This is a genomic window from Paenibacillus taichungensis, from assembly GCF_047302525.1.
Lineage (GTDB): Bacteria > Bacillota > Bacilli > Paenibacillales > Paenibacillaceae > Paenibacillus > Paenibacillus taichungensis_B.
Window position 1 is genome coordinate 1 of the sequence record NZ_CP168020.1, and the last position, 13,054, is coordinate 13,054.

The window sequence follows — 13,054 nt, forward strand, 5'->3', positions numbered from 1 at the left end:
CCGGCCAAGAAAACACGAGAAACACGGTGCGGCAAGCGAATGAGATAAGCTTCGAAAGAAACTTGAAAAAAGAGCTTGCAAAGTTGGTTCGGATGTGATAAGATATAAAAGTTGCTGAGGTGAACAACACAGGCAATGAAACAAGTTTGATCTTTGAAAACTGAACAACGAGTGAGTAAACATTCTGCTTGCAGAATGAACGCGAAAGTTCGAGACAAGCCTTGGCTTGAATTGACTGGAGCATAAATGAGATTTTTAATCTCGTCAGTTTCAAAATGAGCATATCGCTCTTTTCAATACTTTATTGGAGAGTTTGATCCTGGCTCAGGACGAACGCTGGCGGCATGCCTAATACATGCAAGTCGAGCGGACTATCAGAGAAGCTTGCTTCTCTGATAGTTAGCGGCGGACGGGTGAGTAACACGTAGGCAACCTGCCCTCAAGTTTGGGACAACTACCGGAAACGGTAGCTAATACCGAATAGTTGTTTTCTTCACCTGAAGAGAACTGGAAAGACGGAGCAATCTGTCACTTGGGGATGGGCCTGCGGCGCATTAGCTAGTTGGTGGGGTAACGGCTCACCAAGGCGACGATGCGTAGCCGACCTGAGAGGGTGATCGGCCACACTGGGACTGAGACACGGCCCAGACTCCTACGGGAGGCAGCAGTAGGGAATCTTCCGCAATGGGCGAAAGCCTGACGGAGCAATGCCGCGTGAGTGATGAAGGTTTTCGGATCGTAAAGCTCTGTTGCCAGGGAAGAACGCTTGGGAGAGTAACTGCTCTCAAGGTGACGGTACCTGAGAAGAAAGCCCCGGCTAACTACGTGCCAGCAGCCGCGGTAATACGTAGGGGGCAAGCGTTGTCCGGAATTATTGGGCGTAAAGCGCGCGCAGGCGGTCATTTAAGTCTGGTGTTTAATCCCGGGGCTCAACCCCGGATCGCACTGGAAACTGGGTGACTTGAGTGCAGAAGAGGAGAGTGGAATTCCACGTGTAGCGGTGAAATGCGTAGATATGTGGAGGAACACCAGTGGCGAAGGCGACTCTCTGGGCTGTAACTGACGCTGAGGCGCGAAAGCGTGGGGAGCAAACAGGATTAGATACCCTGGTAGTCCACGCCGTAAACGATGAGTGCTAGGTGTTAGGGGTTTCGATACCCTTGGTGCCGAAGTTAACACATTAAGCACTCCGCCTGGGGAGTACGGTCGCAAGACTGAAACTCAAAGGAATTGACGGGGACCCGCACAAGCAGTGGAGTATGTGGTTTAATTCGAAGCAACGCGAAGAACCTTACCAGGTCTTGACATCCCTCTGATCGGTACAGAGATGTATCTTTCCTTCGGGACAGAGGAGACAGGTGGTGCATGGTTGTCGTCAGCTCGTGTCGTGAGATGTTGGGTTAAGTCCCGCAACGAGCGCAACCCTTGATCTTAGTTGCCAGCACTTCGGGTGGGCACTCTAAGGTGACTGCCGGTGACAAACCGGAGGAAGGTGGGGATGACGTCAAATCATCATGCCCCTTATGACCTGGGCTACACACGTACTACAATGGCCGGTACAACGGGCTGTGAAGCCGCGAGGTGGAACGAATCCTAAAAAGCCGGTCTCAGTTCGGATTGCAGGCTGCAACTCGCCTGCATGAAGTCGGAATTGCTAGTAATCGCGGATCAGCATGCCGCGGTGAATACGTTCCCGGGTCTTGTACACACCGCCCGTCACACCACGAGAGTTTATAACACCCGAAGTCGGTGGGGTAACCGCAAGGAGCCAGCCGCCGAAGGTGGGATAGATGATTGGGGTGAAGTCGTAACAAGGTAGCCGTATCGGAAGGTGCGGCTGGATCACCTCCTTTCTATGGAGAATCGTTTCCCGAGTGGAAACATTCAAATACGCAGCTTAGCTGCAAAACTACTCACTCGTTGCTCAGTTTTGAGAGCTCAAACTCTCAAACAGCTTGCTTTTGCATGGAGCTTGTTCTTTGAAAACTAGATATCGAAACGAAATTTTGCGATTTAGAACATTCCTTTTTAAGCTGAACTTGTGTTAAACAAGTTTCAATAAAAACGGTAGATTGCATGAGCGAGTGATCGAAATGGAACGACTTTTGGCTTTGCGCAAGCAAAACAAGGGAAGAGACAGCTCGAACACGAGCGATATGGTTAAGCTACTAAGAGCACACGGAGGATGCCTAGGCGCTAGGAGCCGATGAAGGACGTGGCGAACAACGAAACTGCCTCGGGGAGCTGTAAGCAAGCTTTGATCCGGGGGTGTCCGAATGGGGAAACCCAGCTGGGGTAATTTCCAGTTACTCATAACTGAATACATAGGTTATGTAGAGGCATACCAGGGGAACTGAAACATCTAAGTACCTTGAGGAAGAGAAAACAATAGTGATTCCGTCAGTAGCGGCGAGCGAACGCGGAGAAGCCCAAACCAGAGAGCTTGCTCTTTGGGGTTGTGGGACATCTCACATGGAGTTACAAAGGAACCGGTTAAGCGAAGAGGTCTGGAAAGGCCCGCCAAAGAAGGTAAAAGCCCTGTACTTGAAAGTTGGTTCTCTCCGAGATGTATCCCGAGTAGTGCGGGGCACGTGAAACCCCGTATGAATCCGGCAGGACCATCTGCCAAGGCTAAATACTTCCTAGCGACCGATAGTGAAGCAGTACCGTGAGGGAAAGGTGAAAAGCACCCCGGAAGGGGAGTGAAATAGAACCTGAAACCGTGTGCTTACAAAAAGTCAGAGCCCGTTTTAGGGGTGATGGCGTGCCTTTTGTAGAATGAACCGGCGAGTTACGTTCCCGTGCAAGGTTAAGGTGAAGAGCCGGAGCCGCAGCGAAAGCGAGTCTGAATAGGGCGACTTAGTACGTGGACGTAGACCCGAAACCGGGTGATCTACCCCTGTCCAGGGTGAAGGTGCGGTAACACGCACTGGAGGCCCGAACCCACGCATGTTGAAAAATGCGGGGATGAGGTGGGGGTAGCGGAGAAATTCCAATCGAACTCGGAGATAGCTGGTTCTCCCCGAAATAGCTTTAGGGCTAGCCTCGGAAAACAGAGTCGTGGAGGTAGAGCACTGATTGGGTGCGGGGCCCGCAAGGGTTACCAAGCTCAGTCAAACTCCGAATGCCATAGACTTACTTCCGGGAGTCAGACAGTGAGTGCTAAGATCCATTGTCAAAAGGGAAACAGCCCAGACCATCAGCTAAGGTCCCCAAGTGTGTGTTAAGTGGGAAAGGATGTGGAGTTGCACAGACAACCAGGATGTTGGCTTAGAAGCAGCCACCATTGAAAGAGTGCGTAATAGCTCACTGGTCGAGTGACTCTGCGCCGAAAATGTAACGGGGCTAAACACACCACCGAAGCTATGGCTTGATGCTTTGCATCAGGGGTAGGGGAGCGTTGTATAAGGGTTGAAGGTGTACCGTAAGGAGCGCTGGACATTATACAAGTGAGAATGCCGGTATGAGTAACGAAAAGATCAGTGAGAATCTGATCCGCCGAAAGCCTAAGGGTTCCTGAGGAAGGCTCGTCCGCTCAGGGTAAGTCGGGACCTAAGGCGAGGCCGAAAGGCGTAGTCGAAGGACAACAGGTCGAAATTCCTGTACCACCGTAAGCCGTTATGAGCAATGGGGGGACGCAGCAGGGTAGTGACGCGGACTGATGGATGTCCGTCTAAGCAGTGAGGCTGATGTGTAGGCAAATCCGCACATCATTAAGGCTGGGCTGTGATGGGGAGCGAAAATTATAGTAGCGAAGGTCATGATCTCACACTGCCAAGAAAAGCCTCTAGCCAGGTGATGGTGCCCGTACCGCAAACCGACACAGGTAGGCGAGAAGAGAATTCTAAGGCGCGCGGAAGAACTCTCGTTAAGGAACTCGGCAAAATGACCCCGTAACTTCGGGAGAAGGGGTGCCCCGGTAGTGTGAATAGCACGAGGGGGCCGCAGTGAAAAGGCCCAAGCGACTGTTTAGCAAAAACACAGGTCTGTGCGAAGCCGTAAGGCGAAGTATACGGGCTGACGCCTGCCCGGTGCTGGAAGGTTAAGGGGAGCGGTTAGGAGCAATCCGAAGCTGTGAACCGAAGCCCCAGTAAACGGCGGCCGTAACTATAACGGTCCTAAGGTAGCGAAATTCCTTGTCAGGTAAATTCTGACCCGCACGAATGGCGTAACGACTTGGGCGCTGTCTCAACGAGAGATCCGGTGAAATTTTAATACCTGTGAAGATGCAGGTTACCCGCGACAAGACGGAAAGACCCCATGGAGCTTTACTGCAGCTTGATATTGAATTTGGGTACGATCTGTACAGGATAGGTGGGAGCCTTTGAAACGTGAGCGCCAGCTTGCGTGGAGGCACCGTTGGGATACCACCCTGATCGTATCTAGGTTCTAACCTGGTACCGTAATCCGGTGCGGGGACAGTGTCAGGTGGGCAGTTTGACTGGGGCGGTCGCCTCCTAAAGAGTAACGGAGGCGCCCAAAGGTTCCCTCAGAATGGTTGGAAATCATTCGAAGAGTGCAAAGGCATAAGGGAGCTTGACTGCGAGACCTACAAGTCGAGCAGGGACGAAAGTCGGGCTTAGTGATCCGGTGGTACCGCATGGAAGGGCCATCGCTCAACGGATAAAAGCTACCCTGGGGATAACAGGCTTATCTCCCCCAAGAGTCCACATCGACGGGGAGGTTTGGCACCTCGATGTCGGCTCATCGCATCCTGGGGCTGAAGTAGGTCCCAAGGGTTGGGCTGTTCGCCCATTAAAGCGGTACGCGAGCTGGGTTCAGAACGTCGTGAGACAGTTCGGTCCCTATCTGTCGTGGGCGTAGGAAATTTGAGAGGAGCTGTCCTTAGTACGAGAGGACCGGGATGGACGTACCGCTGGTGTACCAGTTGTTCCGCCAGGAGCACCGCTGGGTAGCTATGTACGGAAGGGATAAGCGCTGAAAGCATCTAAGCGTGAAGCCCCCCTCAAGATGAGATTTCCCAGTATGTAAGACCCCTTGAAGACGACGAGGTAGATAGGCTGGGGGTGGAAGTGCAGCAATGCATGGAGCTGACCAGTACTAATCGGTCGAGGGCTTATCCAAGATATGCAAGTTGTAAATCGCAAATTTCGTTTCGGATCTAGTTTTCAGAGAATAAACTCTGAATGTAAGCTAAGCTATGCGTTTGGTGGCGATGGCGGAGGGGTTCCACACGTACCCATCCCGAACACGACCGTTAAGCCCTCTAGCGCCGATGGTACTTGGACCGCAGGGTCCTGGGAGAGTAGGACGCCGCCAAGCGAAACCCCTTTGGGGTATTTTTTTTCGATTTTTCATAGGGGCCCTTAGCTCAGTTGGTTAGAGCGCACCTCTGATAAGGGTGAGGCCGGTGGTTCGAGTCCACCAGGGCCCATAGTAATACCAGATATACTAAAGTGTATGGGGCCATAGCTCAGCTGGGAGAGCGCCTGCCTTGCAAGCAGGAGGTCAGCGGTTCGATCCCGCTTGGCTCCACCATTCCCTGATAGCTCAGTTGGTAGAGCACTCGACTGTTAATCGAGTTGTCACAGGTTCGAGTCCTGTTCGGGGAGCCATTAAGGCCCGTTGGTCAAGGGGTTAAGACACCTCCCTTTCACGGAGGTAACAGGGGTTCGAATCCCCTACGGGTCATAGCTATATTTATTAGCTTAAAAAAGGGATGAGAATCCCAAAGGTTCGTCGGAGGATAAACTTCGTTAGCAATGGCTTCGCAGTCTCGAACGAAGTGAGAGTATCCCCTACGGGTCATATATATGGAGGCTTAGCTCAGCTGGGAGAGCATCTGCCTTACAAGCAGAGGGTCGGGGGTTCGAACCCCTCAGCCTCCACCATATCATTTTCTGAATAACGACGCGGGGTGGAGCAGCCCGGTAGCTCGTCGGGCTCATAACCCGAAGGCCGCAGGTTCAAATCCTGCCCCCGCAATTATACTTTCTTTCAAGAAAGTGATCTGGAACCGTGGTGTAGTTGGCCTAACATGCCTGCCTGTCACGCAGGAGATCGCGGGTTCGAATCCCGTCGGTTCCGCCATCTTGATTTTGCTTCAGGGATGAGAATCCGTTTTTGGGTTCGTCGGAGCATTCACTTCGAGAGCATCAGCTTCGCAGTCTCGAACGAAGTGAGAGTATCCCGTCGGTTCCGCCATTTTAATCTTTACATGAGGAAGTTGTTCACTTAATCTGCTATATGGCACCGAACGCCTTAGATAAAGTGCAACGTATCAAGATTAAACTTTATTGTGGCTCGGTAGCTCAGTCGGTAGAGCAGAGGACTGAAAATCCTCGTGTCGGCGGTTCGATTCCGTCCCGAGCCACCATTTATCACAACTTAATATGCCGGTGTAGCTCAACTGGTAGAGCAACTGACTTGTAATCAGTAGGTTGGGGGTTCAAGTCCTCTCGCCGGCACCATGTAATCCTGGAGGATTAGCGAAGCGGCCAAACGCATCAGACTGTAAATCTGCTCCCGTACGGGTTCGGTGGTTCGAATCCATCATCCTCCACCAGTTTTTTGAGTCATTAGCTCAGTTGGTAGAGCACCTGACTTTTAATCAGGGTGTCGAAGGTTCGAGCCCTTCATGACTCACCATTATATGCGCGTGTGGCGGAATTGGCAGACGCACTAGACTTAGGATCTAGCGTCTTTGACGTGGGGGTTCAAGTCCCTCCACGCGCATCCTTTATAAGCGGACGTGGCTCAGCGGTAGAGCATCGCCTTGCCAAGGCGAGGGTCGCGGGTTCGATTCCCGTCGTCCGCTCCAATATTTTGCGCCCTTAGCTCAGCTGGATAGAGCGTTTGACTACGAATCAAAAGGCCGGGAGTTCGAATCTCTCAGGGCGCGCCATTATAACTTCATATGCCGGCGTGGCGGAATGGCAGACGCGCTCGACTCAAAATCGAGTGGGAAACCGTGGAGGTTCGAGTCCTCTCGCCGGTATAGATAACGGGATGTAGCTCAGCTTGGTAGAGCACCTGGTTTGGGACCAGGGGGTCGCATGTTCAAATCGTGTCATCCCGATTTTTACATGCGGGTGTAGTTCAATGGTAGAACTTTAGCCTTCCAAGCTAATAGCGTGGGTTCGATTCCCATCACCCGCTTTATAGAAATAAAAAAAAGAGATGGTTTCTGCCATCTCTTTTTTTGTATTTTTTAACGTTTCCATCGGCATCCGGACACTCACTCCAATGTTAGTAACTTATAGGATCATAGCTTTATCAACGGTGGGATAATACACAATACCACAGTGATAAAGCTATGTTTATTTGCCATTTTGTAAAACGCTTACAAAAATATCTTGCCTAATCCTTCAGCCTGTAATACTATATCAATTAAGCGCTTAACCTTTAGGGGTAAGGCGCTTAAACTTAACGTAGATTAAGCGCTTAACCCGTAAAGGGAAGGGAGATGATCATTCCATGACAACCATTAGACTGACGATGGCTCAGGCACTGCTCCGATATCTGGATCAGCAATATATTTCCGTTGATGGGGTGGAAACCAAGTTTGTGAAAGGTGTTATCGGCATTTTTGGTCACGGCAACGTAACTGGTATTGGAGAGGCACTGGAGCGTAGTTCTGGAAGTCTAACGTATATGCAGGGTAAAAATGAACAAGGCATGGTACATACGGCAGCGGCCTATGCCAAGCAGAAGAACCGTAGACAGATTTATGCCTGCACGACATCCATCGGACCAGGTGCACTGAACATGATTACCGCAGCGGCAACCGCGACGGTCAATCGGATTCCTGTTTTACTGCTTCCGGGTGATAACTTTGCCACACGTGAGCCCGATCCCGTGCTGCAACAACTGGAGGTAAGCGGCGATTATACCATTTCAGCCACTGATCCGTTCAAAGCGGTCAGTAAATACTGGGATCGCATCGTACGTCCCGAACAGCTGATGATTGCTGCCACGCAGGCGATGCGCGTGCTGATAGACCCGGCGGAGACGGGCGCGGTAACGCTGGCGCTGCCGCAGGATGTGCAGGCAGAGGCGTACGATTACCCTGAATCGTTCTTCGCCCGCAAGGTGCATTACCTGGACCGTCGTCCCCCGGTCCAGGCGGCAATTGAACGGGCAACGCAGCAGATTGCCCGTGGCAGGAAGCCGCTGATCGTAGCAGGCGGCGGCGTGTTGTATGCCGAGGCATCCACACAGCTGGCTGAATTCGCCGAGGCATTTGGCATTCCGGTTGCCGAGACGCAGGCTGGCAAGAGTGCCTTGGCGTGGGATCACCCACTTAATGTGGGAGCCATCGGTGTTACCGGCTCGCTGGCTGCCAACAGGCTTGCCAGGGAAGCAGATGTGGTAATCGGCGTCGGCACCCGGTTCTCGGATTTTACGACGGCGTCCCGGTCTGCTTTTCAGCATCCCGAAGCGACTTTCATCAATATAAACCTGAACGGCATGGATGCCGCCAAATTGGGTGGGGAAGCGATTTTGGCTGATGCACGGGAAGGTCTGCAAGCTTTGCAAACGGCTTTACAGGGACGGCAGTACCACAGTGGATACGGAACATCCGAGATCGCCGATCTGCGGGATGAATGGAACGCTGAGGTGAATCGACTCTATGGACTGCAACATGAGGCAGGACTGGCACAGACGACCGCGGTCGGTATTATTAATCGGAGCATTGACCCTTCTTCCGTCATTGTGTGCGCGGCGGGAAGTTTGCCTGGAGACTTGCACCGTCTGTGGCGCGCGTCTGCACCGAAAACATACCACATGGAGTACGGCTTCTCCTGTATGGGCTATGAGGTGAGCGGGGCATTCGGGGCAGCTCTTGCCGAACCGGATCGTGAAGTGTATGCCATGGTGGGTGACGGTAGTTACCTAATGCTGCATTCTGAACTGGTGACGAGCTTGCAGGAACAGAAGAAGATGACCATTTTACTATTCAACAACAACGGATTTCAGTGTATTCATAATTTGCAACGGGAGCACGGAAGTGACGGTTTCGGCAACGAGTTCCGTTATCGGGAATCGGAGAGCGGACGACTGACCGGGAATTACATGCCTATGGATTTTGCAGCCCATGCCCGCAGCCTTGGAGCCAAAGCCTATAAGGCAGAGACGACAGAACAATTGGAGCAGGCGATCAGAGATGCACGGAATGAGACCGTGACTACACTAATCGAAATTCCAGTCGTGCCCGGAACCAATGCAGGCGGATATGAGTCCTGGTGGAATGTAGGCGTTCCAGAAGTATCCAACGAGGAAAAGGTGGTAACGGCTCATCACGCGATGCAGGCAAACCGTGCCAAAGCTAGACTCATTTAATTGAGCATATCATCAATCCAAAGAGTGACTTTCAATCAGCATGATATAGATGGCAATGCGCGCGTTAAATCGAATGATGCAAAAATGTTGAACCATAAAAGGAGACGTGGAGCTATGAACAAGCTGCCATTTCAGCTCGGGATTCATCCGATCAACTGGGTCGGAGAGGATGTAAGGGAGCATGGTGATGCAACAACGTGTGAACAGATTCTGGATGACATTCAGCGACTTGGCCTGACAGGTACGGAGATGGGACGCAAATATCCCACGGATCCAGACACATTGAGAGAGGAATTAGGCAAACGCAACATACGCCTCGTTTCCCAGTGGAAATCGGTATTGTTCTCCGACCCGGCATATCGTCAGTCTGAGCTAGACAGCTATTGCAGACACGCGGAGTTTCTGCAATCAATGGGCAGCAAGGTGATTAGCACGGCGGAAGTAGGTGGCTCCCTGCATTTCGATCCAAGGCGGACACCACATGAAAAAGAAGTGCTGAGACTCAGTGAATCGGAATGGCACATCCTTGCTAAGGGGCTGAACGAAGCAGGTGCCATCGCCCGTGAGCACGGGTTGAAGCTGACGTACCATCATCATGGCGGCACCGTTGTTGAGCAGCCGGATGAGATCGATAAATTGATGGAACTGACTGACCCATCTCTTGTTTATTTGCTCTATGACACAGGTCATGCTTACTACGGCGGAGCCGACCCGTTAGCTCTCCTACGCAAGCATTATGACCGGATTGCCTATATTCATCTGAAGGATATCCGTCCTCAAGTGCTGGAAGAAGCACGGGCGGAACAGTCTGATTTTGTGGGCTGTATTCGTAAAGGGGTTTTTACGGTTCCCGGAGATGGATGTATTGATTTTGCACCGATTCTGCAGGAGTTAGTCACACGGGGGTATGATGGCTGGGCGATGCTTGAAGGGGAACAGGACCCTGCGATTCATAATCCGTATGAGTATGCGCGGCGATCGTTGCAATATATGGAGTCCTTATACCAGCACAGCTGATAAAGTCATGGCAATCGGGAGAGAGCCATACCATGAGGTAAACCAGATTATGAGTGTGAGTTTGATGAATGTATCATTCAAAATCCCATCACAGAAAGGGGTTCAAATACAATGACTTACGTATCCTTTCCTGATTCTAGGAAGATGGATTTCACCGCGATTGGCCGTCTGTGCATCGACTTGAATGCCAATGAGATCAATCGCCCGATGGAAGAGACGATGACCTTTACGAAATATGTGGGCGGATCTCCGGCTAATATCACGATTGGCATGTCCAGGCTCGGTATGGAAACGGCATTTATCGGCAAAATCGCGAATGACCAGATGGGCAGGTTCATCAACAGTTATCTGGAGCGGAACGGGATCGATACGTCAAATGTGGTAACGGACGATACCGGAGCGGTGACAGGACTTGCTTTTACCGAGATCAAAAGTCCAACCGATTGCAGTATTCTAATGTATCGTGACCATGTGGCTGATCTGTTATTGCAGTCGAGAGAAGTGAAGGAACAGCTGATTGCCGAATCCAAAGTGCTGCTGATCTCAGGCACAGCCCTCGCCCAGAGCCCGTCGCGTGAAGCGGTATTCCAGGCGCTGGCGTATGCGAAAAAGCATGGCACAATCATTGTGTTTGATCTGGACTATCGTCCTTACACATGGACATCAGCGGAAGAGACGGCGGTCTATTATAACCTCGCAGCCGAGAAATGCGATATCATCCTGGGCACACGTGAAGAGTTCGATATGATGGAGACATTTGACCATAATCAAGACCATAACGATCAGGTGACCGCGCAAAAATGGTTCGACTTTTCAGCTAAAATTGTCGTCATCAAACATGGCAAGGAAGGCTCCATTGCTTATACAGGTGAAGGGCTATCTCATCAAGCGGACAGCTACCCTGCGCGTGTGGTGAAGACGTTTGGGGCAGGTGATTCCTATGCGGCGGGATTCCTGTATGGGTTGATGCAGGGGTGGACGATTAAACGCAGCATGGCGTTTGGCAGTGCGGCAGCAAGCATCGTTATCTCCAGCCACAGCTGCTCGGATGCGATGCCAACGGTGGAACAAGTGAATGACTATATCGAACGCTGCAATCGGGGCGAAATTACGGTGTCTTGAAACGTGTTGAAGTACTTGGAGTACATGTGAGTGATTTGACGCAAAGCACATATAAGCGAAGGGAGACAGGGCTATGGGAAAAGGGATTTCGGAAGCGTCAGTAACAGCGACAATGGTTCAAAACTGGATCGGGGGTGCCTGGGTGACCCCGGCGGCAACCCGTACGGAGCAGGTTGTAAATCCGGCTACGGAAGAGGTCATTGCACACGTACCGCTATCTGAACAGGCGGATGTGGATTTGGCCGTCCAGACGGCACGGGAGGCGTTCCCGTCATGGAGTGGCACACCGGTTCCCCGCCGTGCACGGATTCTGTTCCGCTACCAGCAGCTACTGGTTGAGCACTGGGAAGAACTCGCGCGGCTGGTTACGCTGGAGAACGGTAAAAGCTACGCGGAAGCCTACGGCGAAGTGCAGCGTGGCATTGAATGCGTCGAATTCGCGGCAGGCGCCCCGAACCTGATGATGGGCAAACAGCTGCCCGACATTGCCACCGGGCTGGAGTCGGGCATGTACCGGTACCCGATCGGTGTCATAGGGGGAATAACCCCCTTCAATTTTCCGATGATGGTACCGTGCTGGATGTTCCCGCTGGCGATTGCGTGCGGCAACACCTTTGTCCTGAAGCCGTCCGAGCGCACACCGCTGCTGGCAGGTCGTCTGGCTGAGCTGTTCAAGGAAGCAGGGCTTCCGGACGGCGTGCTCAATATCGTTCACGGTGCTCATGATGTCGTGAACGGACTGCTTGAACACAAGGATGTTCAAGCGATCTCTTTTGTCGGATCACAGCCTGTGGCTGAATATGTTTACACTACCGCATCCGCACATGGCAAACGGGTACAGGCGCTTGCTGGTGCCAAAAATCACTCGATCGTCATGCCGGACGCCGATCTCGACCTGACGGTGAAAGAAATCACCAGTGCGGCTTTCGGCTCAGCCGGAGAACGCTGTATGTCCTGCTCAGTTGTTGTCGCCGTGGGCGATGTTGCTGACACGCTGGTACAAAAGCTGGTGGAAGCGGCAGATCGCATCACGATTGGTAACGGCATGGATGAAGGGGTATTCCTGGGTCCTGTCATTCGTGGTCCGCATAAGGAACGTACACTTAGCTACATTGAATCCGGAGAACAGGAAGGCGCTGCTCTGATCCGGGATGGTCGCAAAGATGAAGCGACAGGCAAGTCCGGTTATTTCGTTGGTCCGACGGTATTTGATGAGGTGCAGAGCACCATGAAGATCTGGAAGGACGAGATTTTTGCACCGGTGCTCTCGGTAGCGAGGGTGGCTACGCTGGAGGAAGCAGTGGAATTGGCCAACCGTTCCGACTTTGCTAACGGAGCTTGCCTGTTCACCCGCAGTGGAGCAAGCATGCGCCAATTCCGTGAAACGATTGATGCAGGCATGCTGGGCATTAACTTGGGCGTACCTGCGCCAATGGCATTTTTCCCTTTTTCCGGCTGGAAGAAATCGTTCTACGGTGATTTGCATGCCAACGGTACAGACGGCGTTGAATTTTATACTCGCAAAAAGATGGTTACTGCCCGCTGGTAGTCACTCAGGGCATACCAGCCAATGGAAGAACGTTGAGTCCACATGGACACATACAGGGAGGAT

At 52.1% G+C, this 13,054-nt stretch carries 4 protein-coding genes, 17 tRNA genes and 3 rRNA genes; all 24 read left to right on the plus strand.

The window, feature by feature from the left end; all coding sequences use genetic code 11:
• Positions 1-301: 301 nt before the first annotated feature.
• The 24 genes from ACDJ58_RS00005 (at position 302) to ACDJ58_RS00120 (ending at position 12,991) form a co-directional block, all read left to right on the plus strand.
• Positions 302-1,853: ribosomal RNA gene (locus tag ACDJ58_RS00005) — 16S ribosomal RNA — on the plus strand.
• Between the two features lie 305 nt (positions 1,854-2,158).
• Positions 2,159-5,085 (plus strand): 23S ribosomal RNA (locus ACDJ58_RS00010).
• 81 nt (positions 5,086-5,166) lie between these two features.
• Positions 5,167-5,283: ribosomal RNA gene (rrf, locus tag ACDJ58_RS00015) — 5S ribosomal RNA — on the plus strand.
• Together the 16S, 23S and 5S rRNA genes with 17 tRNA genes alongside form the textbook arrangement of a ribosomal RNA operon.
• A 38-nt stretch (positions 5,284-5,321) precedes the next feature.
• Positions 5,322-5,395 (plus strand) — tRNA-Ile (locus ACDJ58_RS00020).
• A 28-nt stretch (positions 5,396-5,423) separates the two neighbouring features.
• Positions 5,424-5,499, plus strand: a tRNA-Ala gene (locus ACDJ58_RS00025).
• A gap of 1 nt (position 5,500) precedes the next feature.
• Positions 5,501-5,576, plus strand: a tRNA-Asn gene (locus ACDJ58_RS00030).
• A 4-nt stretch (positions 5,577-5,580) separates the two neighbouring features.
• Positions 5,581-5,652, plus strand: a tRNA-Glu gene (locus ACDJ58_RS00035).
• 124 nt (positions 5,653-5,776) lie between these two features.
• A tRNA-Val gene (locus ACDJ58_RS00040) sits at positions 5,777-5,852 on the plus strand.
• Between the two features lie 20 nt (positions 5,853-5,872).
• Positions 5,873-5,946 (plus strand) — tRNA-Met (locus ACDJ58_RS00045).
• A 27-nt stretch (positions 5,947-5,973) separates the two neighbouring features.
• Positions 5,974-6,051: transfer RNA gene (locus ACDJ58_RS00050), tRNA-Asp, on the plus strand.
• Between the two features lie 210 nt (positions 6,052-6,261).
• Positions 6,262-6,337: transfer RNA gene (locus ACDJ58_RS00055), tRNA-Phe, on the plus strand.
• An 18-nt stretch (positions 6,338-6,355) separates the two neighbouring features.
• A tRNA-Thr gene (locus ACDJ58_RS00060) sits at positions 6,356-6,431 on the plus strand.
• Positions 6,432-6,440: 9 nt separating this feature from the next.
• Positions 6,441-6,526, plus strand: a tRNA-Tyr gene (locus ACDJ58_RS00065).
• A gap of 7 nt (positions 6,527-6,533) precedes the next feature.
• A tRNA-Lys gene (locus ACDJ58_RS00070) sits at positions 6,534-6,609 on the plus strand.
• Between the two features lie 6 nt (positions 6,610-6,615).
• Positions 6,616-6,696: transfer RNA gene (locus ACDJ58_RS00075), tRNA-Leu, on the plus strand.
• A 10-nt stretch (positions 6,697-6,706) separates the two neighbouring features.
• A tRNA-Gly gene (locus ACDJ58_RS00080) sits at positions 6,707-6,781 on the plus strand.
• A gap of 7 nt (positions 6,782-6,788) precedes the next feature.
• Positions 6,789-6,865: transfer RNA gene (locus ACDJ58_RS00085), tRNA-Arg, on the plus strand.
• A gap of 14 nt (positions 6,866-6,879) precedes the next feature.
• Positions 6,880-6,958 (plus strand) — tRNA-Leu (locus ACDJ58_RS00090).
• Positions 6,959-6,965: 7 nt separating this feature from the next.
• Positions 6,966-7,039, plus strand: a tRNA-Pro gene (locus tag ACDJ58_RS00095).
• Positions 7,040-7,048: 9 nt separating this feature from the next.
• Positions 7,049-7,119 (plus strand) — tRNA-Gly (locus ACDJ58_RS00100).
• A gap of 318 nt (positions 7,120-7,437) precedes the next feature.
• Positions 7,438-9,303, plus strand: coding sequence for a 3D-(3,5/4)-trihydroxycyclohexane-1,2-dione acylhydrolase (decyclizing) (gene iolD, locus ACDJ58_RS00105; RefSeq protein WP_413374518.1), 1,866 nt, complete (start codon positions 7,438-7,440; stop codon positions 9,301-9,303).
• Positions 9,304-9,417: 114 nt separating this feature from the next.
• Positions 9,418-10,320 carry a myo-inosose-2 dehydratase gene (gene iolE / locus ACDJ58_RS00110; RefSeq protein ID WP_413374519.1) on the plus strand — a complete coding sequence of 301 codons (903 nt, stop codon included), beginning with the start codon at positions 9,418-9,420 and terminating at the stop codon, positions 10,318-10,320.
• Between the two features lie 111 nt (positions 10,321-10,431).
• A complete protein-coding gene (gene iolC, locus ACDJ58_RS00115; protein ID WP_413374520.1) occupies positions 10,432-11,442 on the plus strand; it encodes a 5-dehydro-2-deoxygluconokinase in 1,011 nt (336 codons plus the stop codon).
• Positions 11,443-11,515: 73 nt separating this feature from the next.
• Positions 11,516-12,991 (plus strand): CoA-acylating methylmalonate-semialdehyde dehydrogenase, encoded by a 1,476-nt coding sequence (locus tag ACDJ58_RS00120; protein WP_413374521.1) that lies wholly within the window; start codon positions 11,516-11,518, stop codon positions 12,989-12,991.
• Positions 12,992-13,054: the final 63 nt, after the last annotated feature.